26 protein-coding genes are annotated in these 20,996 nt (G+C 34.3%); 19 read left to right on the top strand and 7 right to left on the bottom strand.

Features of this window, described 5'->3' with window-relative positions; all coding sequences use genetic code 11:
• Positions 1 to 15: 15 nt before the first annotated feature.
• The 8 genes from DM800_RS26565 to DM800_RS26600 all read left to right on the top strand — a co-directional run bounded on the left by DM800_RS26565 (position 16) and on the right by DM800_RS26600 (position 6,226).
• On the top strand, positions 16 to 789 hold the full coding sequence (locus DM800_RS26565; protein ID WP_147787974.1) for a flagellar basal-body rod protein FlgG: 774 nt from the start codon (positions 16 to 18) through the stop codon (positions 787 to 789).
• Between the two features lie 762 nt (positions 790 to 1,551).
• On the top strand, positions 1,552 to 2,682 hold the full coding sequence (locus DM800_RS26570) for an RNA-guided endonuclease InsQ/TnpB family protein (protein WP_147787975.1): 1,131 nt from the start codon (positions 1,552 to 1,554) through the stop codon (positions 2,680 to 2,682).
• Positions 2,683 to 3,073: 391 nt separating this feature from the next.
• The gene (locus DM800_RS26575) at positions 3,074 to 3,910 is read left to right on the top strand and encodes a TrmB family transcriptional regulator (protein ID WP_088062917.1); all 837 of its coding nucleotides are present in this window, start codon (positions 3,074 to 3,076) and stop codon (positions 3,908 to 3,910) included.
• Complete coding sequence (locus DM800_RS26580; RefSeq protein WP_147787976.1) at positions 3,903 to 4,628, top strand: AzlC family ABC transporter permease; 726 nt, start codon at positions 3,903 to 3,905, stop codon at positions 4,626 to 4,628. The genes DM800_RS26575 and DM800_RS26580 overlap by 8 nt, the downstream gene beginning before the upstream one ends.
• Positions 4,619 to 4,930 (top strand): AzlD domain-containing protein, encoded by a 312-nt coding sequence (locus DM800_RS26585; protein ID WP_098133603.1) that lies wholly within the window; start codon positions 4,619 to 4,621, stop codon positions 4,928 to 4,930. Before DM800_RS26580 ends, DM800_RS26585 begins: the two co-directional genes overlap by 10 nt.
• A 62-nt stretch (positions 4,931 to 4,992) precedes the next feature.
• Positions 4,993 to 5,163 carry a DUF3951 domain-containing protein gene (locus DM800_RS26590; protein ID WP_088062919.1) on the top strand — a complete coding sequence of 57 codons (171 nt, stop codon included), beginning with the start codon at positions 4,993 to 4,995 and terminating at the stop codon, positions 5,161 to 5,163.
• An 87-nt stretch (positions 5,164 to 5,250) separates the two neighbouring features.
• Positions 5,251 to 5,835 (top strand): TetR/AcrR family transcriptional regulator, encoded by a 585-nt coding sequence (locus DM800_RS26595; protein WP_087983192.1) that lies wholly within the window; start codon positions 5,251 to 5,253, stop codon positions 5,833 to 5,835.
• Entirely contained in the window at positions 5,828 to 6,226 is a 399-nt protein-coding gene (locus tag DM800_RS26600; protein WP_147787977.1) for a DUF5367 family protein, read from the top strand. The genes DM800_RS26595 and DM800_RS26600 overlap by 8 nt, the downstream gene beginning before the upstream one ends.
• A 27-nt stretch (positions 6,227 to 6,253) precedes the next feature.
• Here the strand turns inward: DM800_RS26600 and DM800_RS26605 are convergent, their stop codons facing one another.
• The 5 genes from DM800_RS26605 to DM800_RS26625 all read right to left on the bottom strand — a co-directional run bounded on the left by DM800_RS26605 (position 6,254) and on the right by DM800_RS26625 (position 9,193).
• Positions 6,254 to 6,613, bottom strand: a complete 360-nt coding sequence (locus DM800_RS26605; RefSeq protein ID WP_106382800.1) for a hypothetical protein — start codon at positions 6,611 to 6,613, stop codon at positions 6,254 to 6,256.
• An 11-nt stretch (positions 6,614 to 6,624) separates the two neighbouring features.
• Entirely contained in the window at positions 6,625 to 7,218 is a 594-nt protein-coding gene (locus DM800_RS26610; protein WP_147787978.1) for a dienelactone hydrolase family protein, read from the bottom strand.
• Positions 7,219 to 7,220: 2 nt separating this feature from the next.
• Entirely contained in the window at positions 7,221 to 7,556 is a 336-nt protein-coding gene (locus tag DM800_RS26615; RefSeq protein WP_088610064.1) for an antibiotic biosynthesis monooxygenase family protein, read from the bottom strand.
• A gap of 176 nt (positions 7,557 to 7,732) precedes the next feature.
• Positions 7,733 to 7,912: an H-type small acid-soluble spore protein gene (locus tag DM800_RS26620; protein ID WP_087983182.1), complete on the bottom strand. Its 180-nt coding sequence runs from the start codon at positions 7,910 to 7,912 to the stop codon at positions 7,733 to 7,735.
• Between the two features lie 66 nt (positions 7,913 to 7,978).
• Positions 7,979 to 9,193, bottom strand: coding sequence for a helix-turn-helix domain-containing protein (locus DM800_RS26625; RefSeq protein WP_147787979.1), 1,215 nt, complete (start codon positions 9,191 to 9,193; stop codon positions 7,979 to 7,981).
• Positions 9,194 to 9,311: 118 nt separating this feature from the next.
• Between DM800_RS26625 and DM800_RS26630 the strand changes: the two genes are divergently transcribed.
• Positions 9,312 to 10,580, top strand: a complete 1,269-nt coding sequence (locus DM800_RS26630) for an MFS transporter (protein WP_088062926.1) — start codon at positions 9,312 to 9,314, stop codon at positions 10,578 to 10,580.
• Between the two features lie 126 nt (positions 10,581 to 10,706).
• A complete protein-coding gene (locus tag DM800_RS26635) occupies positions 10,707 to 11,231 on the top strand; it encodes a COG3014 family protein (RefSeq protein ID WP_088062927.1) in 525 nt (174 codons plus the stop codon).
• A gap of 40 nt (positions 11,232 to 11,271) precedes the next feature.
• On the opposite strand, the gene DM800_RS26640 is transcribed toward DM800_RS26635, so the two are convergent.
• Entirely contained in the window at positions 11,272 to 12,165 is an 894-nt protein-coding gene (locus tag DM800_RS26640) for a LysR family transcriptional regulator (protein WP_147787980.1), read from the bottom strand.
• A gap of 160 nt (positions 12,166 to 12,325) precedes the next feature.
• On the opposite strand from DM800_RS26640, the gene DM800_RS26645 reads away from it, so the two are divergent.
• From DM800_RS26645 to DM800_RS26665, 5 genes are read left to right on the top strand one after another with little or no spacing between them, the layout of a single operon-like run.
• On the top strand, positions 12,326 to 13,318 hold the full coding sequence (locus DM800_RS26645) for an ABC transporter ATP-binding protein (RefSeq protein ID WP_088062929.1): 993 nt from the start codon (positions 12,326 to 12,328) through the stop codon (positions 13,316 to 13,318).
• Positions 13,296 to 14,321: an ABC transporter substrate-binding protein gene (locus DM800_RS26650; protein WP_088610066.1), complete on the top strand. Its 1,026-nt coding sequence runs from the start codon at positions 13,296 to 13,298 to the stop codon at positions 14,319 to 14,321. The genes DM800_RS26645 and DM800_RS26650 overlap by 23 nt, the downstream gene beginning before the upstream one ends.
• A 12-nt stretch (positions 14,322 to 14,333) precedes the next feature.
• Entirely contained in the window at positions 14,334 to 16,004 is a 1,671-nt protein-coding gene (locus DM800_RS26655) for an ABC transporter permease (protein WP_147787981.1), read from the top strand.
• Positions 16,001 to 17,263 carry an MBL fold metallo-hydrolase gene (locus DM800_RS26660; protein ID WP_147787982.1) on the top strand — a complete coding sequence of 421 codons (1,263 nt, stop codon included), beginning with the start codon at positions 16,001 to 16,003 and terminating at the stop codon, positions 17,261 to 17,263. Before DM800_RS26655 ends, DM800_RS26660 begins: the two co-directional genes overlap by 4 nt.
• Before the next feature lie 20 nt (positions 17,264 to 17,283).
• Positions 17,284 to 18,117: a hypothetical protein gene (locus DM800_RS26665; protein ID WP_147787983.1), complete on the top strand. Its 834-nt coding sequence runs from the start codon at positions 17,284 to 17,286 to the stop codon at positions 18,115 to 18,117.
• Positions 18,118 to 18,165: 48 nt separating this feature from the next.
• Here DM800_RS26665 and DM800_RS26670 read toward each other — a convergent pair whose 3' ends face one another.
• Positions 18,166 to 18,588 (bottom strand): YfmQ family protein, encoded by a 423-nt coding sequence (locus tag DM800_RS26670; RefSeq protein ID WP_073529983.1) that lies wholly within the window; start codon positions 18,586 to 18,588, stop codon positions 18,166 to 18,168.
• 41 nt (positions 18,589 to 18,629) lie between these two features.
• Between DM800_RS26670 and DM800_RS26675 the strand changes: the two genes are divergently transcribed.
• The 4 genes from DM800_RS26675 to DM800_RS26690 all read left to right on the top strand — a co-directional run bounded on the left by DM800_RS26675 (position 18,630) and on the right by DM800_RS26690 (position 20,961).
• Positions 18,630 to 18,746 carry a multidrug transporter MatE gene (locus DM800_RS26675; RefSeq protein WP_147787984.1) on the top strand — a complete coding sequence of 39 codons (117 nt, stop codon included), beginning with the start codon at positions 18,630 to 18,632 and terminating at the stop codon, positions 18,744 to 18,746.
• A 65-nt stretch (positions 18,747 to 18,811) separates the two neighbouring features.
• Positions 18,812 to 18,973, top strand: a complete 162-nt coding sequence (locus DM800_RS26680; protein WP_087983163.1) for a peptidase — start codon at positions 18,812 to 18,814, stop codon at positions 18,971 to 18,973.
• 161 nt (positions 18,974 to 19,134) lie between these two features.
• Positions 19,135 to 19,770 carry a cupin domain-containing protein gene (locus tag DM800_RS26685; protein WP_147787985.1) on the top strand — a complete coding sequence of 212 codons (636 nt, stop codon included), beginning with the start codon at positions 19,135 to 19,137 and terminating at the stop codon, positions 19,768 to 19,770.
• A 99-nt stretch (positions 19,771 to 19,869) separates the two neighbouring features.
• Entirely contained in the window at positions 19,870 to 20,961 is a 1,092-nt protein-coding gene (locus DM800_RS26690) for a serine hydrolase (protein ID WP_147787986.1), read from the top strand.
• Positions 20,962 to 20,996 lie beyond the last annotated feature (35 nt).

Below are 20,996 nucleotides of genomic sequence, written 5' to 3' on the forward strand. Positions count from 1 at the left end.
CTTATTCAAACGAGTATGAACGGTCTTTATATAGGTTCTATGGGTATGATGAATTACATGCAGCGCATTAATGTTCATTCGAATAACGTTGCAAATGCTCAAACGACAGGATTTAAAGCAGAAAATATGACTTCTAAAGTATTTGATGTACAAGACACATATCGCCGCGGAGATGGGGCTGTGACAAATATCGGTTCGACTGATTACGCTGTAGTACCAGCCGCAACGCATGTGAACTTAGTACAAGGAAATATACAAATGACAAATAGTGATACAGATTTCTTTTTAGATGACGGTACGGCCGGCACAGCTTCGTTTTTTGTTACATCTAAAAATAATGAAACGTTTTTAACGAGAGACGGTAGTTTTACATTAAATAGTGATCGTTATTTACAAACAACTTCAGGCGCTTTCGTAATGGGAGAGAATAATGAACGTATTCGTATTCCAGAAGGAGCAAAAGTAGCTGTACAAGCAGACGGTACGTTATATGATGCAGTAACACAAAATAATATTGCCCGCCTGCAAACAAAAACAGTAGGTGCAGAAGCGAATAATCGTCTCGTACAAAGAGAGAACAAAAGCTTTACACTAGCAGAAGGAAACATTGCTGATTTACCGAACGGAGTAGGGACAGTAAAAAATCATATGCTAGAAAATTCAAATGTAGATATGACGAAAGAGATGGCTGATCTTATGACGGAACAAAAAATGATTTCAGCGTCACAACGCGTTATGACTTCATTTGATAAAATTTATGAAAAAGAAGCGAACGAAATATTGAGATAGGAGACTTTCCTTAGCGGAAGTCTTTTTTTATTGCTTTTATTACAGTTACATCATAAAATGATAATGATTATCAACATCGTTATTGTGAGGATAGAATTTCATAATGATAGCAATGTTTATTTAACTAAGTGAATTAAATATATCAGCAACCCCTGCTAGTCAAGTGATTGGCTAGTAGTGAGGGTTAACTGCGGGCAATCACTAAAGCTGATTGAACTACAACGTGGCTAGAAATAGCGAGTGTGAATGTCGCGAAAGCAGAAAAAATCAATCAGATGGTGCAAGGTTAAATCCTAAACATTAGAATAATGGGTCTTCCGCCTCGAATCATCTAAGTCAAAATGGATAAGATGAACGTTCAACGACTATTTCGTATAACTGACGAGAGTACACCACAAGCCTATGGTGGTGGAAAATACTCTATCTCTAAAGAGATAAACATATAGTCTGCGCTCATGTGAAAACATGAGAAGTTCATAAGAGAACTGGCTAAGGAATTGCGCCCTTAGTTGAACGAGATAAATTTTATTGAATCTATCAAACTTCATTGAATATATAGAACGTATGTGCTATGGTGGATTCAATGAGGTGAGAATAATAATGAAATTTTCACGAGTTAGTCAAGTATCGGAATTAACAGGTTTGTATCCTAGTAGTCTTAGGAGAATGCTGGTGGAGTACGCTACTATTCAGAAGAATAAATCTTTCATTATCTGAAAGGTGAGTGCCCGAATAATCGCACAGTAAAGGAGTAGGCTTCTGATGATATTTGCGAAGAAAGTCAGACTGATTCCAACGCCTGAACAAGAAAAAGTGCTTAGAAACCATGCTGGTGCTGCAAGATTCGCTTATAACTATTGTAAAAGAATGAGTGATAGATACTATAAGCTATTTGGAAAATCTGTTTCACAGTTAGCTTTACAGAAACGATTTACAAAGATCAAGAAGCGAAAGAGATATGAGTGGTTAAATGACATCAACGCACAAGTTCCCAAACAGGCTTCAAAAGATTTTGATAAGGCGAGGAAACATTCGTTCAAAAAGTACAAAAATGGTTCTCACACTTCTTATAAATCCAAAAAAGATTTAATCCAAGGATTTTATGCTAATTATGAAAGACTGATTATAGGAAAGAAAGTAGTTCATATTCAGTCCGTTGGAGAAGTGAAAACAAGCCAACAACTACCAAGAAACAAAAAGCCATCAAATCCAAGAGTTACCTTTGATGGTCGTCACTGGTGGATTAGTGTAGGGTTCCAAGAAGACTTTGCATCACAAGAACTAACCAATGAGTCGATTGGTGTGGATGTTGGTTTAAAAGAGCTGTTTGTAGCTTCTAATGGTACGAAAGAACGAAATATAAACAAAGATGCTAAGGTTAAAAAACTTTTGAAAAGGAAAAAGTCAGCGCAAAGAGATATGTCTAGGAGATTTAAAAAAGGTGTAAAAATTCAATCTGCCGGATATGAAAAAGCCAAAACTGAGCACCTGCGGTTATCTAGGAAAATTATGAATATCCGAAATAACCATATCCATCAAGCAACAGCTAAATTGGTGAAAACCAAACCAATGAGGATTGTTGTGGAAGACTTATCTATCTCAAACCTGTTAAAAAACAAAAAACTATCGAAAGCATTTTCATTTCAAAAATTAAACTTCTTCTTTCAATGTTTATCATACAAGTGCGAGAAGTATGGCATTGCGTATGTAAAAGCTGATAAATGGTTCGCCTCAAGCAAGATTTGCTCATGTTGCGGAGTAAAATACGACCATTCAGTTCAACCAGAAGGACAGTGGAGTTTAAAAATACGTGAGTGGTGTTGTGTTGGGTGCAATAGCCATCACGATAGGGATGTAAATGCTTCGATAAATTTATCAAGATGGGTAAAATAAATGCTTGATAATAGGAGGTAACGATACTGCCTCGTGTGGAGTGTTATACCCCTCGTCCCCTCGGGGTTGCGAGAACACGATGAAGCACTAATTTGTATAAATTTGATTGAATTGTATAGATTTAGTTAAGTTTATCGTATCGGAAGAGTATACAGGTTCTACTTTACGGGAGCATTTGGAGGAGAATCTATCAAATATGTTGCAGCTAAAATAAGTGGAATAGTATGTAAAAAAAGCCTTTTAATTAGAAGGCTTTTTATTTTCGGGTGAAATTTCAGAATTATCAATTGACTTTACAGTTCTGTTTTTTTATATTAGTAGGTATACTAATAACTACTAACGTACATACATCGTTTTGAAATGAGAGTTATATAGATTGTGAGGGGTACTGATGGATGAAATTATAAAGGAATTACAAAAGTTAGGTTTTTCCCAGTATGAATGTAAAGCTTATATTGGACTACTAAAACATTCCCCAGTAACTGGGTATGAAGTGAGTAAACAGACAGGAGTACCTCGTTCGATGATTTATGAAGTGCTCGGTAAATTGATGGATAAAGGAGCAGTGCATATCGTTCCTACTGAACCAGTGAAATATGTACCAGTACCAGCTACGGAGTTAATGGATCGAATGCGAAAAGATTTTGAAAAGTCCTTTGAATTTTTAGACCGGAAATTAAATTGTTTAGAACAAGAGCGACAAATAGATGTAATTTCGCATATTCGCTCCAATGATCGTGTTGTAAAAGAAATATGCAATATAATTAATAGGGCGAAGGAAGAGCTATGGATTTCTGTTTGGGAAGATCAAGTGCATGAAATTGAGCCATATATTCGTCAAAAGGAAGAGGAAGGTGTACATATATTTTCAATCTTATTTGGCGCTCCAAATACAAAAATAGGCGCGACGTTTCACCATAATTATATGACGCCCCACGTTGTTGAAAAGAGAATGGGTGGTCATTTAACTGTTATTGCTCGTGATGGAGAGGAAGTATTAATTGCGAACTTCTCAAATGATAGCACTTCATGGGCCGTTACAACGTATGACCCAGCTTTAGTTCTCGTTGCTACAGAGTATGTGCGGCACGATATTATGGTCGAAGAAATTACGAAGGAATTTGGGGCTGATAAGTTAGATACGTTGTGGCGTGAAAATATAGATTTAGTTCATGTCGTAACAGGAAAAAGAACGATGGAAAGAATGGAGGATGATACGAATGAGTAAAGCTCAGGCCCATGTATCTTTACAGAGCGATGATACATTTCAGCAAGGAGTAAAAGATTGTTTACCAACTGTATTTGGTTATTTAAGCATCGGTATAGCAGCTGGTGTAATTGCAAAAACAGCAGGTTTCTCAATCATTGAAATTGCGTTTATGTCCACTTTAATTTATGCAGGTTCTGCCCAATTTATATTAGCTGGTATGTATGCAGCTGGCGCTCCTGCTTCAGCAATCATTTTTACCGTCTTTTTTGTTAATTTACGCCACCTTCTAATGAGTGCTGCCCTTGCACCGTACTTTACGAAACTTCCGCTATTAAAAAACGTATTTATCGGTTCTCAAATTACAGATGAAACGTTCGGCGTGGCAGTGCAGCATGCAGCGCAAAAAGGATATGTAGGCGACAGGTGGATGATGGGCTTAAATGTAACGGCATATTTAAATTGGATTCTTGCTACTATTATTGGCGGGCTTTTTGGTGAGTGGATACCAGATCCACATACGTACGGCATGGATTATGCATTACCAGCAATGTTTATCGGATTATTTGTTCTTCAGCTCATAAGTAGTAAACCGAAACTAGCAATTCATCTTACTGTTGCAATTGTAGCGATTATAATCGCATACGTTTCACACTTATTTATGTCAGATAGTATAGCGGTTATTATCGCAACATTACTAGCTGCGACGATTGGAGTTGTGATTGAAAAATGGAAATGAGATTGGACGTACTATTACTTTTACTAGCAGCAGGAGCTGTCACACTCGTGCCACGTATTTTACCTCTACTCGTATTTAGCAAACTTCAAATTCCGGACTGGGGTTTAAAATGGTTAAATTACATACCAATTGCGATATTAGCAGCACTTTTAGCCCAAGTATTATTTATGCATGAGACGATGCAGTGGGATTACCTTATCGCAGCAATCCCGACATTTCTTGTTGCAATATATACTCGTAGTTTATTAGGTACAGTATTAACGGGAGTGAGTGTGATTATTTTGTTACGTTTCTTTTTCTAAAAAGGATTACGCTCATATAATAGCGAAAAGTGTAATAACATGAAAAATATAGGGGTGGTGTTATGATACTTTTAACGATAGGAGCAATTTTGTTAACGTTGTTTATTTTCTTTATTATCGGCTTTATTACGTTTATGATGTTTGTTGATAAGGCGACACCTCAAATATATTATACACCTTGTGAATCAGTGACAGTGAAAGCTAAAGGTAAAGATAAAAGGAAGAAAAGTTGAATGTTGGCTTTTCTTCCTTTTCTTTTATCTGATTTTTCTGTATAGTTTAAGTTAGTTATACAACTAACTTAAAAGGAGGTCGTAGAAGTGGCAAAACCGAATGTTGTTAATAAGAAGAAGTTATTAGAAGCGGCAAAAGCAATTATTGCAGAGCACGGGATGGAAAAGTTGACATTAAAAGCAGTTGCAGAAAGTGCTGAAGTTACACAAGGTACCGTATATTATCATTTTAAAACGAAGGATCAATTATTACTTGAAGTAACTGAATCGTTTTGTAAAGCGTCATGGGAACAAATAGGAAAGGATGTACAGTTAGAGAAGGCTTTACAGTCTGCGGAAAGTAGATGTGTGAAAGATTCAATGTATCATCATTTGTTTTTTCAATTAGTAGCTAGTGGATTACAAAATGATGCGATGAAAGATAAAATTGGTGGATTGTTACATTATGAAAATCAAGAATTAAAAGGTGTGTTAAATAAAAAAATAGGAGATACAATGACAACTCAAATTTCAACTGAAACATTGAGCATTTTATGTAATGCATTAATTGACGGATTGGCATTGCAAGCATTATTCAATCCATCTTTTTCTACAGATAAAGTATATGGTGATTTATATACGCTCTTGGAAAAGTTTTCAGTGCTGCAAAAGGGAGGTAATGTCAGTGAATAATAGATTTTGGCTCACTATTTTATTTTCGATTGGTATATGGTTTTTTGCCTCAGCATTCTTCATTATTTTCGGTTCTTCCGTTTTATTAGAATACACTTCAAGTAAATTTTTTCTACAATTGACGTTTCTTGAATTAGGCACAGCTATAGCCTTATACTTTGTAATGTGGTTATACAAAAAACTAGATACTACGAAATATGCAGTTATTAAGTTAGGTATATGCGGTACAGCAATCGGTTTAATTTTAGATACTTACATCTTATATAATTCTTCTAATTTATTCTCACAATTCTCCTCACAGCAAATCATATCATTTACCATTTGGATGGTTATTGCTTATGCTTTATATTTACTAATTCCTTTCGTCATGGAACGAAAAAAATTGTTGTAAAGAGGTATGTTATCCTCTTTACAACAATTACATCCCGGAAAGAACTAACAAAAACAACCCAAATAAAAAACTAATAAAGGAAAGAAAACCGATACATATTGAGAACACACGATTGTTTCTCCATTCGCGCCAGAAAACGATAAATCCTAAAATACAAAGAAAAAACCAAATGGGCAGGAATATGAACTCGCTAATTTTCTCGGGAAGTAAACCATAAAAAGTTGTTACATATAAGATCCAATTTGTAAAAAATAAAATGCAAACGATAATAGATTGTAAGTGGGGGCGTTTGAAAAACTCCCCTTTTTTAACGGTTGTAAAAATGATAGTTAGCGCTAATATAAATGCAATGAATATGAAAAAAAGTAAGAGTAATGTGAGCGTCATTTGAATCTCCTTTATAAGATTGTTTTTGCAAGAAATGAATCTATTACATTGTATGCCTGCTTTGTAGAGTTCTCACTATATTTTTCAGTGTACGGATTTAGAAATCCATGTTCACCGTGTAGTTGTATTATTTCTAATAAAGGATTCTTTTGTTGCTGCAATGTTTGGATTAAAGAGGATATTGAAAAACTAACTTCTTTTTCAGGGAAAATAAGTAAGGTAGCACATGTTGGTTTCATATGAATATAGTCACGTATACGGGAACCGTAACAGCCGATAATAAAATCTATTTTCGGATTGTTACTACATAGCCAAGAGATGGTAGCGCCAACACTAAATCCGATAAGTCCAATATGTGTATAATTACTTGAAAGAGTATTGATGAATTCTTTAATTTGTTCTTTTCCATCATCAAATCCAATATTATTTACAAAATGTTGATATGCTTTTTCTTCATCACTATAATGAAATGCATGTTGCGATTGTAGAAGATTCGGGCAGAATACATCTGTATGGGATGAAGTAAAGTGGTGGGTAACGTGATGCATATGGTCGTTCACACCATATATTTCATGAACAGCAACGAGAGCTAATTTTTTCTTCATCGTTACAATGTACCTCTATGAAACTTAAATTCTTTCTCAACAAGGCATATACGTAGATGGAAGTTTTCATACCATTGCTCACGACCTCTTTTTTTCGCTTCTTTATGTAAGGCGTTCTGTTTCCAATTGTCAATTGCCGCAAGTGATTCCCAATAAGAAATTGTGATTCCGAGTCCCGAATGATTTCGTGCACTTTCTACACCTAAAAATCCAGGTTGCTGCTTTGCAAGTTCCTCCATTTTGTCGGCAACGGTACTATAATCTGTCGTATCATTTGATAAATGAGAAGTGAATATAACTGCATAATAATGATTGTTTTTTTCTAAAGCAGATTTCATTATCTTTCCCCCTTAATATATAGTGCGAATAATTCATTTATAGTTTGTATTTTAGCAGGTTAAAAAAAGAAAAGAAGTAGAAGATTCTTATTTTTTCAGTTGTTGTAAAACAAGGCGGTATAGAGAATTTATATGAAAGTAAGAAAAATGCCACTTCAAAATCGAAGCGGCATTTTTTATATTTCCTCTAAGCTATTAACGGGGACCGTTAATTCGCGGTCTGGATTTTTAACTTCATATATGCGGGCGGTTTCGTTGCTTTCATCGACGTGTTGAATTGTAACAGGCATGCCTTGAAAACTGACATTTGCTTGTTCAGATGAAACAGAAAGCTCTTTTGCACGTTGAATATTCATTTATATTCCTCCCATCATTATTATCTTTGCTAAAAAAGAGGAATAATATACCATTTCGAGACATTCTTAAAGTTTTTGTATTATTTGTAATGTTTCTTTAATAAATGAAGAGAAAATAGAATCCGGATACGATTGTATCATTTTATTTGCTTTTGTTGCTTCTTCAAGAGCTCTTTTTTTATCATTCAGTTTAACGTAACAAAGTGCACGATATGCACCTGCTGTTGTAAGCCACGATTGATCCAATGGATGGTTCATATAATCCGGTATAATGCCACGTTGTAATGCTTCTAAAGCTTCTTCGTAACGTTTTAATCCGTATAAAGATTTTCCTTTTTCAAGATAATACAATCCGTCGTCTTGAAAAATGGGCTGATCTTTTAGTTTTTCTCGATATTGTTCTAGATGTTTTAATGCGATTGTATATTCATTAGTAATCGTGTTGTAGTAATAGGCTTTTAAAATATTAGTCATCGCAATGGATAGAGTATCTTCTGTAAAAATGGCAAATTGCTCAGATTTCTTTATGTAATATAAATAACGCTCTTTATCAACTGTAATGACTTTTTGATAAGATAAAATCCGGTAAAATACATCTGTTTTATAATACACTTGATGTTTTTTTGAAAATGTGAGTGTCTCTAATATCGTTTCTTCACATTTTTCATAATCGCCACATGCCAGTAATATGATGGCTTTATATAAACATAAATCAATATGTATAATAAGATCCATTTCTAAATGTTTCTCTTCATAATCATTTCTGATATTAGATATAAGTTGTAAACATTCTGCATACTTTTTACGTGTGAATATCGCAAAAGATAATTTTAATTTTGTTTCCGTACTGTCTCGGTATAACTTATATTTTTCGAAAATAGAAACAGCTTTTTCTACGTAAGATTCAATGTTGTAATCTTTCATAATCACCGCAGCAGTTACGAATTGTTTGTATATACGAGCCGTATTTAAAGTAGAAGGGAGCTCTTTTTGAACGATAGGTAGTAAAGTCTCGTACACTTCATCACATTTGTTTTTCTTTATGAGTTGCTCCATTTTTGTAATGAGTTCCACAATTTCTCCATCATCATCTTCTAATAAAAAACTCGCTTCACATTCAAGCTTTTCAGCGATGTATTGTAATGTTTTCATGGAAGGGGTAGCTTTTCCATTTTCAATTTGACTAAGCATACTTTTTGTAAGTTCCGAACCTGCCAGTTCTGTTTGTGTAAGTTTTTTTTCTTTACGTAACGCTTTAATTTTTTCACCGAGAGTTGCCATATTATTGCTCCTTTATAATTAAAAAGTTAAATTGTATTTAACTTTTTGTTGTAAAAATTGGAAAGTTGATTATATAATAAGTTTAACACAATTTAACTTTTAAGGGGAGAAAGTCATTATGGGAGATATAAGTATAGGAGAAAATGATTCAAGAATGAAAGTTGCAACGAGAAATATTATTTTGATGATGATTGGAAAGATGACGTCTTTATTAGGGGCAGGTATTTATACATTCGCAATGGGGTTATACGTATTAAAGACAACTGGTTCAGGGATGGGGTTTGCTATTACGCTCGTTTGCGGATCACTACCAAGGATGATCTGTGGTCCGATTGCAGGTGCTGTAGCTGATCGTGTGAATCGAAAATGGCTTGTCATTGGCACTGATTTATTAAGTAGTTTAACGATGCTTATTATGTTTATTCTTGCTACTATATTTGGACCGTCACTTCTTTTTATCTATATTTCAGCGGCATTATTATCAATTTGTGCAAGTTTTTATTCTGTTGCATTAACTTCGTCTATTCCTAATTTAGTAGATGCGGGGCGTATTCAAAAAGCGAGTGCTTTAAATCAAACGGCAGCTTCTTTATCAAATATTTTAGGGCCGATTATTGGTGGAGTTGTATTTGGTTTCTTTTCCATTAAGTCGTTCTTTTTGTTAAATAGTATTACGTTCTTTTTAGCAGTTATTTTGCAATTATTTATTGTATTTGATTTATACAAAAAAGAAGTGGCTGAGAGTAAAGAGCGTTTCTTGACGAGTATAAAAGAAGGATTTTCATATGTAAAACGACAGCATGAAATATATGGTTTAATGAAAATAGCATTGTGGGTAAACTTTTTTGCGTGTGGGCTAACCGTAGCACTTCCATATATTATCGTCCATACATTGCATCTATCTTCAAAGCAACTCGGTACTGTAGAGGGAATGTTAGCAGTCGGGATGCTAATGGGTGCGATTGCTTTATCGGTGCGTAAAGAAGTGAATAATCCGTTTCGTTCTATTTATACTGGGCTGTTTTTATTTGCGGGTTTAAGTTTATGTACAGTCTTCCCATTGGTAGTTACCATTTCAAAAGGGGCAAGTTTTATTTATTATATTGCTTTTATGATGTTAACGGGTATAGCAATTATGATTGTAAATATTCCGATGCAAGTACATATGCAAAAAACGACAGATCCGAGCTACTTAGGGCGTGTGTTTGGCCTACTTGAAACAATTGCTACTGCAATCGCGCCACTCGGTATGATTGTATATGGATTATTATTAGATATGTTGCCAACTAGCATTGTTATGATGACGATAGGCGGGGGGTTATTGTTAGTTGTATTAGTTGGAGTAAAGCAACATATGGCGAAAAAACAAGTAGATATGTCTGCTTAAAAATAAGAAAATAATAAAAATTTGACTTATCATCATGAAAATGACCAAATTAGTATTTTAGTTTTTGAAACTCTTTTTCATGTATGTTACAGTATAGTGAGCAGACAAAGAAAAGGAGAAAACATCATGAAAAAATTAAGTTTTGTTATGCTTTTTCTGTTAGTCGTAATGGCTGGATGTAGTAATTATGGCACGTATATTGATACAGGTATGCAATCATTGAAAGATGAAAAATATAGTGATGCAACGATGTGGTTTGAAAAAGCGGAAAAAGAGAAAACAGGAAATGAAGCGAAGGCATATAAAGAAGTCGCTCAGTTATTGGAGCGCGGAGCTACATCATTAAAAGATGGTAAGTATTTAGAGACGAAAGATATTGCAAATGAGGTATTACAAAAGAAAAAAGACGATGCACTTGAAAAAGCTGTGACATCAAATGCAGAGGATATGCTTCAAAAAGCAAAAGATGTGGAAAAGAAAGTAAATGAAAGAGTGGCAAAGCGGAGAAAAGTAGAAGAAGAAGGAATCGATAAACTCATTAAAGCGGTCGATAGTATAGATGACGTGAAAGAAAAAGAGAAGAAAGTTTCAGAAGCATTAGATAAGGCTGAAGAGGCGCAGGCAAAAGTTGAAGCGAAGAAAAATAAATAGAGTTATAGTTTGAAAGGCTGTCGTGCATAACGACAGCCTTTTAATTTTTTGCGGCATAAGAAGTGATGCTATGTAGTAAAAAAGAAATAATTTTAGAATTCCATCTGTCCTCATGATGAATCGTATAAATGTTACGTTGAAATTCAAATCCAGGGATAGGTATGTAGCATAGTTCATGTCGTTGTATTTCTTGTTCGATAGCGAGTTTAGAAATAAAAGCAATTCCATTACCGTATTTTAAAATTTGTTTCATCGTTTCTAATGAATCTAATTCAATTTCAGATTGGAACGTAATGTTATGTGCTAACGTCCATTGTGTAAGTAAATCTCTCGTTGTAGATGGATTACGATGCAATAATATACGTTCCCTCTCGATATCTTGTAATGATACATTTTCTTTTTTTGAAAAATGATGTTCTTTGGAGAAAGCAAGAACAAGTGTATCAGGCATTACATTCGTCTGTTTTAAAAGGGATTCATCAAACGGTGCTGCAGAAATTACCCCGAGGTCAATTTCATGATTTTGAAGCATCGTCCGAATTTCAGGAGCTGTTTTTACCATAAGTGTTATTTTTATATTTGGAAATTCGCATTGAAATTGATGAATCATTTCTGGTAAAAGATAAGTCGCTGGTACATAACTAGCACCAATTGTTATAGCACCTTTATGAAAATCTTTAAATTCTTGCGTGACCCGTCTAGCTTCTTTCATCAGTGCATCTATTTTACAAGCATAATGATGAAGTGCCTCACCAGCCTCCGTTAAGAAATATCTTCCAGAACGTAATTCAAATAAAGGTACACCAAGCTCCTCTTCTAAGCTTTTTATATGGAATGTAATAGTAGGTTGTTTCACACCAAGTTTTTCTGCAACAATCGTAAGTTTTTTATATTTCTTAATGAGCACTACAATTTCTAATTTTAAGAGATTCACGGCAAGTTACCCCTTTTTCTTCTAACTATAGAAAAAATCTATAGAAATAAATAGTTTATTAGAAGTTTTTTAATTTAATCTTTACAGTACATTAACATTCAGTATAAATCTTCCATATAGAATGAAAGCAGGTTAAGAGTAAGGGGAGAGAGGTGATACGATGGATATTAAAATTCATGGATTAGAAAAGAACTTTGGAAAAACACAGGCGTTGAAACCATTACAAATTGTTATGAAACAAGGCGAATTCACCACACTTTTAGGACCTTCGGGATGCGGGAAAACGACTTTACTTAGAATGATTGCAGGACTTGAAGAGCCAGATAAAGGTGAAATATATTTTGGGGATAAGTGCATGTATTCTGGTGCAAAAAAAATAAAAACATCTCCTCATGAACGTAATATCGGTATGGTATTTCAAGATTTTGCTTTATGGCCGCATATGACAGTGTTTGAAAATGTTGCATTTGGTTTAAGAGCTACAAAGCAAACGAATCAATTGCGGGAAAAAGTAGAAGATGCAATAAAGAGAGTTCGCTTGCAAGGGATGGAGAAAAGATATCCGCATGAACTCTCTGGTGGACAGCAGCAACGTGTCGCATTTGCTCGAGCAATTGTAACAAAACCGCATTTTATTTTGTTTGATGAACCGCTGAGTGCACTCGATGCAATTTTGCGAGAAGAAATGCGATTAGAGCTTATGGACATCGTTCATTCAATTGGTTTAACGGCATTGTATGTCACGCACGATCAAACAGAAGCAATGTCAATGTCAGATCAAATTATTGTCATGAAACAAGGAGAAGTATTACAAAAAGGAACACCAGAAGACATTTATGTGAAGCCATCTCATGAATTTGTTGCAAAATTTGTTGGTAAGGCAAATTGGCTTGTAGAGGGTAAACAAATGATTCGTCCAGAGCATGTGAGCTGGACGAAAAATGAAGTTTGCGAAATGTATACAGGTGAAATTCAGCACGTTACATATGTAGGAGAACGGTATGAAATGAAAGTAAACATGGGTGCACTTGGAATATGGACAGTTTATCACAATAGTAAATTAAGCATCGGTAAACCAGTATCGTTATATGTGCCAAAAAAATGTATTCATCATATAGGGGGAGAATCGTATGAAGAGATTCAGTTCGCTTAAGTCTTTATTTGTATGTACGTTATTATTTTCTGCTGTAGTAACAGGGTGTAGTTCAAAGACAGGTAATGCAGATGCAAAAAGTAAAAATACGAATGAAAAGAAAATTGTTGTATATAGTGCAGGACCAAAAGGATTAGCAGAAAAGATTCAAAAGGACTTTGAAAAGAAAACAGGTATAAAAGTAGAAATGTTTCAAGGAACAACAGGTAAGATTTTAGCGAGAATGGAAGCTGAAAAGAAAAATCCAGTCGTTGATGTAGTCGTACTTGCATCATTACCAGCGATGGAAGGATTAAAAAAGGATGGGCAAACGTTAGCTTATAAAGAAGCGAAACAAGCTGATAAGCTTCGTTCTGAATGGTCGGACGATAAAGGAAATTATTTCGGATATAGTGCTTCAGCGTTAGGAATTGTGTATAACACAAAAAATGTGAAGACAGCGCCGGAAGATTGGAGTGATATAACGAAAGCGGAATGGAAAGGAAAAGTGAATCTTCCAGATCCAGCACTTTCAGGTTCAGCTTTAGACTTTGTAACAGGATATGTGAAAAAGAATGGAAAAGATGGTTGGAATTTATTTGAACAGCTTAAGAAAAATGAAGTTACAGTAGCAGGGGCAAATCAAGAAGCGTTAGATCCAGTAGTAACAGGTGCGAAAGACATGGTCATTGCTGGTGTTGATTATATGACGTACAGTGCAAAAGCAAAGGGTGAACCGGTTGATATTGTGTATCCAAAAAGCGGAACAGTTATTAGTCCACGTGCAGCAGGTATTATGAAGGATAGTAAAAATGTAGAAGGTGCAAAAGAGTTTATTGATTATTTATTATCAGATGATGTGCAAAAACAAGTTGCTAAAGCGTATTTATTACCAGGCAGAACAGATATAAAAGCAGAAAATAGACCGAATGTAGAAGAGATTCCGGTATTAAATATTGATTGGAAAACAGTTGAGAAAGAACAAGATGAAATAGGAAAACAATTTAAGAAAGTATTTCAATAAGATGGTGATTACATGGTAAATCGATTCGTATCAGTAAGACAAGTTGGAATGACGGTAGCGTTATTACTTGTGGCGATGTTAATCGTCATTCCGCTTTTCCTCATTTTATTTTCTAGCGTATATGAAAATAGTAGTTGGAATTTTTTAAAGCCTTTTGAAGTGATGCAGAGTGGTGGATTAGCTGGGATTTTTCTAAACTCGATGCTTCTAGGTGTACTCGTAGTAATAGGAGCAACCGTATTTGCATTTCCATTGGCGTTCATTATGAGCAAAACAGATGTTGGAAAGTATAGTAAATTGGATATTATTTTTATGATTCCATTTATGACTCCGCCGTATATTGGATCGATGGGCTGGATTTTGTTCATGCAACCGAACGGCTATTTCGAACATTTTTTTCCGATGCTAAAGACGATTTCATCTTCGTTTTTTAGTTTAGGTGGTATGGTTTTAATTATGAGTCTGCATTTATTCCCATTTCTTTACTTCATGTTGAAAAACACGTTACTTCAAATTGGAAGTAGTAAAGAAGAAGCGGCAGCAGTTCATGGTGGAAACTTTTTCTATCGTTTACGAAAAATAATATTGCCGCTATTAGTATCAAGTTATGTAATGGGTGCTTTACTAATTTTCGTAAAGACGATCGCTGAATTTGGAACACCGGCTACATTCGGACGAAGAATAGGATTTCATGTGTTAACATCAGAGATTCATAAATTTATTTCGAGTTGGCCGATTGATTTTAGTAGTGCAACAGCATTATCTTCTTTATTACTTAGTGCGTGTATGCTCATTTGGTATATGCAAAATGTATTGAATCGAAAGTATTCATATGCAATGGTTAGTGGAAAAGGTGTTAAGTCTAAAAGGTATACTTTGTCTATATTTACACGCATTGTAGCATGGGGCTATGTAATTGGTTTATTAATCGTATCAATTGGAATCCCGTATTTTTCTATAATGATCGCTTCATTATCAAAATTAAGAGGCGGTGGCTTACATATAAACAACTTTACAACGAGCCATTATGAAGCATTGTTTACAATTGGATCTCCAGGATTAGAGGCTTTATGGAACAGTTTTCTTTTTTCACTTATAACAGCGATTATTGCTGCTACTATTGGAGTGTTTTTGGCGCTTATGATTCGAAAGGGGAAAAAATCTTCTGAAAAATGGCTTGATATGTGCGGTATGTTACCGAATATGGTACCAGGAATCGTGATGGTTGTAGGGCTTATTTTATTTTGGAATTCACCCTATATGCCCATGTCAATTTACAATACGCCAGTCATGGTTATCGTAACGTACGTTGTTCTTTTTTTACCTTATACGGTGCAATATGTAAAAGCATCGCTCGTGCAAATTGATGATTCTCTAGTACAGGCAGGAAGTATTTTTTCTGGAAATTATATTTATATTTTTAGAAAAATAATATTACCTCTTATGATCCCGGGCATTCTTGCTGGGTGGGCGATGACATTTACAATCTCGATAAGAGAGTTAGTAGCATCCCTTCTCGTACTGCCTCCATCAGTAGAAACTTCAGCAACATTTATTTTTGCTCAATTTGAACAAGGAGAAGTATCTATTGGCATGGCAATGGCTGTCGTTTCAGTTGGACTTACAACAATATGTTTATTACTTCTGCAACATATGGAGCAAAAACGAAAAGGGGTAGCATGATGAGGATAGAAGTATGGGGAGGAGCGGGGGAATATGGTCGTTCCTGCTACTTCGTAAAAAATAAAGAGACGAAAATATTGTTTGATTGTGGTATTAATCGATCATATGAAGATAGTTATCCGAGAATAGAGAGGAAAGTTATACCATTTTTAGATGCAGTATTTTTGTCACATATTCATGAAGATCATACGATGGGTTTACCATTATTAGCGAAGTATGGATATAAGAAAAAAATTTGGACGACTCGTTATACGAAGGAGCAACTTCCCGCTTATTATGAAAAATGGAGAAACTATAATTTGACGCAAGGATGGAATGTACCTTATAACGACCAAAATGTTAAAGATTTAAATTATGTATATATTGATGAAATTAGTAATCCGAATGAATGGATACAGATTACACCTACATTGCGTTTTCAATGGGGGTATAGTGGGCATGTATTGGGGGCTGTTTGGTTTTTAGTGGACATGAGTCATACATATGTATTTTATTCTGGCGATTACTCAGCAGAGTCTAACATACTACGAGCTAATTTACCTGAGAATTTGCGCGCTGATATAAAAGTCGCAATTGTTGATGCAGCTTATCATACTGATGATGTTTCGCAACATGAACGAGTAAACGAACTATGTACAGAAATTGAGGGAGTTGCGCAAAAGAAAGGAATAGCATTACTACCGTTGCCACCGCTTGGTAGGGCGCAAGATATCGTATTGTATTTGTATAAAAAATATAAAGAACTTCCCATTATAGTAGATCAAGAAATTTTGCATGGATTTGAGGAGATGTTCGCATATAAAGATTGGCTCAAAAATAATGAAGAACTTGAAGGGCTTATGGAGAGTTTAAAAAGAAACATAATCGCTATGGATCATGACATCGGTACGCAAAATAGTTATGGAATAGTTGTAATGAGTGATGCGAATATGCAAACGAAACGAGCGCAGTTATATTATGAACAACTGCGATATGAAGAACGAAATTCCATTATATTTACAGGACATATTGCTAAAGGGAGTTTTGCAGAAAAGGTTATGAAAGAACGTGTAAATAAAGAATGTAGGGTGAAGCGAGTTCCTTATAAAGTTCATCAAAGTATAAGTGACGTTAAGGCAATGTTAAATACACTATTACCAGAACATACGGTGTTAGTACACGCTTTGAAAGAGGATACGGATCGATTACAGAAAAAGCTTAGCACGGCAGGGTATGAAAATGTACATTCACTTACTATGGAACGTATAGAAGTCATTTGAAATGTAAAGGGGATAGGTATATGAAAAAAGTATTTGTATTCGTAAGCATTTTCTTTTGTTGTTTCCTTTATAACGTTAAGGAAGGGTTTGCTGCCAGTCCGATGACACCTAGTTTTGAAGTGAAATTATTATTAAAACCAGAACAAGTATTAGGTTATAACAAAGAGATAAATCAAGAGGTACTAGAATATTTCAAGGCTGGTACAAATTATGAAAGAATACAAGTGCAATTTTTAGATACGGCAAATAAAAATTTAAGTAATGAAGGTTGGTTTGCGAGAATTCGAAAGAAAGAATTTAGTAAAGATTTTGAGCTAACATATAAAAAAAGATATCCCATTCAAAATGGTGTAATTCAAGATGCACTAGAAGTGGCTAAAAAGGATGGATTTGATAGTAAAACTGATAACTATGAGGCAGAAATAGATTGGGGATTTGAGAAGAAAACGTTAAGTATTTCAAATAAGAAAAGCTACAGTGCTAAAGGGTATGGAGTACTTGATTTACCAAACGAACGAGATGCTCAAAACATGTTAATAGAAAAGTTGCCAGGGAAAATGAACAAATGGTTGTATACGAATTGGGGAGAAGAAATGCTCAACAATTCTCGTATTTACGGTCCTGTATTAATGAAACGGTATACAGCTGAATTTGAAAATATTAAAACGAATATTGAAGTTTGGCCACTAAGTAATACAGGGAAAATAGAAGATGATTTCGTAATAGAAGTATCGTTTAAAACAAAAGAGGAAAGTATTGCAAAAGAACAAAGAGAATTATTAATACAGAGCTTAGATCAAAAAGGATGGCTGTTACCGAAAGATAGTTTGAAGACAGAACTTATTTTTCAGTGAATAGTAAAAAGGAATCCATATGTCATGGATTCCTTTTATATATGGGTATTAAGCTAAATCAGCTGACACGAACATATCATTATTTTGAAGGTTTTTAGAGCGTAAACTATAAGCAACGACCTTCTTTTTATGTTGCTTTACAACATCAACATGCTCTTCATGACTATAAATATAAAATGTAAAATCTTTTTTGCCACGTTTTGCATTGATAATTAAAGGCGTACCCTCATTGTGTGGCGGTGCATAATAGCGATCTAAAAATAAGCCTTCGTTAAAATCATGAATAATTTTGGATTTTTGTTCGCCTTCTAAGTTATTTCCATTGATTGTAACAGTCGCATTCTCTTCTTCAAGTTGCGGATGTGTTTCGTACTTGCTAATAATGGATTCAATAACAGTGTTAGGAAGGCTCGAAACGATAATTTTAAATGCCCCAAATACAACTAACATAACAATAAACCAAGTCGTCATAGTATATCATCCCCTTTTTCCTATTAAATAATATAACTCATATGGTAATAGTACATATGGTGAAGTTTTGTATAATTTGTGAAAAATATGCCATTTTTACGAATGAAATATTAGAAAAATCAATTTTGTTACAAAAAGTTGAAATCGAAGTATTATAAGAGAAAAAGGTTTATAATAAAAATATAACTAATAACCACATTACTAATTATAAGGAAGTGTAACTATGAGTACTGTAACAATCGTGTATGGTATTATTCTTTCCACAATTATCATTTTATTTATCGTTGGGGTTTCACGTTATATTCATAAATGGAAAGAAGGCGTTGCGAAATTAAATCACATTGAAGAAGAACTTAGTGATTTAATGTTACATCATGGTAAGTAAAAAATTTATTTTTTAACTAAATAATGTGAAGAATATCACAAAACATGCTCTCCTTATGAAGGCATGTTTTTTTGTTATGTGAATGATAGGCACATTCATACATTTTTTCCATACGATACAGTGTGAAACTAGAAATGTTCGGAGTGGAAAAGAGGGATAAAATGAGTAGTTCAGGTTATGTTCCAGATAATAAAAATTTAAAGAAAAGTTCAGGAACTCCAAACCTTTTCTTTGATTCGAGAAAAAACATCTTTTTTAAAAGAGATGAGAAAAACGTTGCCTATGAAGTTACGTCAACGCAGTTACCAGCAATGATCGGTGGAGCGTTTGTCGATTTATTTATGACAAAAGGGCACATGCGGGAACCACATTGGCATCCGAATGCGTGGGAATTAGATGTTGTAGTATCAGGAGAAGCAGTTACATCCATTTTAAATCCGGAAACGAATCAATTGCAAAATTATCATGTAAAAGCGGGGCAAACTGTCTTTATTCCAATGGGATGGTGGCATTGGATTACAGCGGTAACAGAAGAAGTACAATTACATTTGTTCTTCAATAACGATCAGTTTGAAACAGCAGAAGGATCAGACATACTTAGATTAACTCCGCCAGAAGTATTTCAAGCTGCATACGGTGTAAGTGCAGAAAAATTAGGAAAGGACCTTTCGCCAATTAAGGAGTCGGTTGTCATTGGTCCTCCTAACTCAAATCGACTAAATAGCGTTAAAGAAAGTCACGACTCAAATATAATTGTTACGTTAAATGGACACATAACATCATGTGAAATAGAGTAACTCTTTCTATTTTAGGAAGAGTTACTCTGTTTTGTTTAATTTTGTAATTCAATTCGTTATAATTATTATATAGAAGGGAATTTCTAGAGGGGGCATATTGTGAACATATTGAAGATTATAGGAATTATTGCAGGAGTCATTATAGTAGCCGTTATAGCTTTCTTTTTTATTATGAAGTACTATTTGTCAAAAGAAGATCCTAATTACGTATTACAGTACATAAAAGAGCATAAAGGTGATAAAACATGTTCATTACTAATTAGGAAAAATGGGGAAGTATTAACATCTATAAATGAAGATGTAAAATTGCCATTAGCGAGTATGGCAAAAATCGTTATAGCCGTTGAATTTGCTAAGCAAGTGTCAGAAGGAAAAATAAGTCGGGATGAACAAATTTCATTGCAGGAGTTAGAAAAATATTACGTTAAAAACACTGATGGTGGAGCGCATCCTGACTGGTTAGAAGATGCCAAAGCGAGAGAGTTAGTGAAAAATGGACAGATTGCTTTAGAAGAAGTAGCTAAAGGGATGATTCATTATAGTTCTAATGCAAATACAACATATTTGTTAGATAAGCTTGGAATAGAAAGGGTAAATGAAAGTATAAAAGAATTAGAGCTTACTAGTCATGACAAATTCTCTTCGTATACTGCTTCACTATATATGAGAGGGTATGTAGAAAAAGAGCTTCATGAGCCAGAAAATCAATCATTAGAAATGATACGTAACATGTCAAAGGATGAGTATAATAAACATGTGTTACAAATTCATGAATGGATGAAAGATGAAGAAGAATGGAAAAAACGGGATATTCCATTAAAGGTAGATATGGAATTTCAGCGAATTTGGTCAGATCGATTAGTGAGTGCAAACGCTAAAGATTATATGAGTATAATGGAAAAAATAAATAGTAGAAATTATTTTCCAAAATCAATGCAAGAAGAAATCGAGAACATTTTTAAAGGAACAGTTAAAAATAGTAAGTTCGAATATGCTGGTCAAAAAGGTGGTTCTACCGCATTCGTATTGACAAAAAGCTTGTATACTACAGATAAGAAAGGGAATAAAGTAGAAGTTGTCATTATGTTTAACGATATAGAAGATCAAGTTGCATATCAAAAGCTGAGAAATAATGTAGATTATTTTATTCGAGACATTATAACAAGTGAGGAATTCAAAAATAAATTATAATAGAATAATTTTATTATGTAAACAAGGTGCTATTA

Source organism: Bacillus sp. AY18-3 (assembly GCF_008042305.1).
GTDB classification, from domain to species: Bacteria; Bacillota; Bacilli; order Bacillales; family Bacillaceae_G; genus Bacillus_A; species Bacillus_A wiedmannii.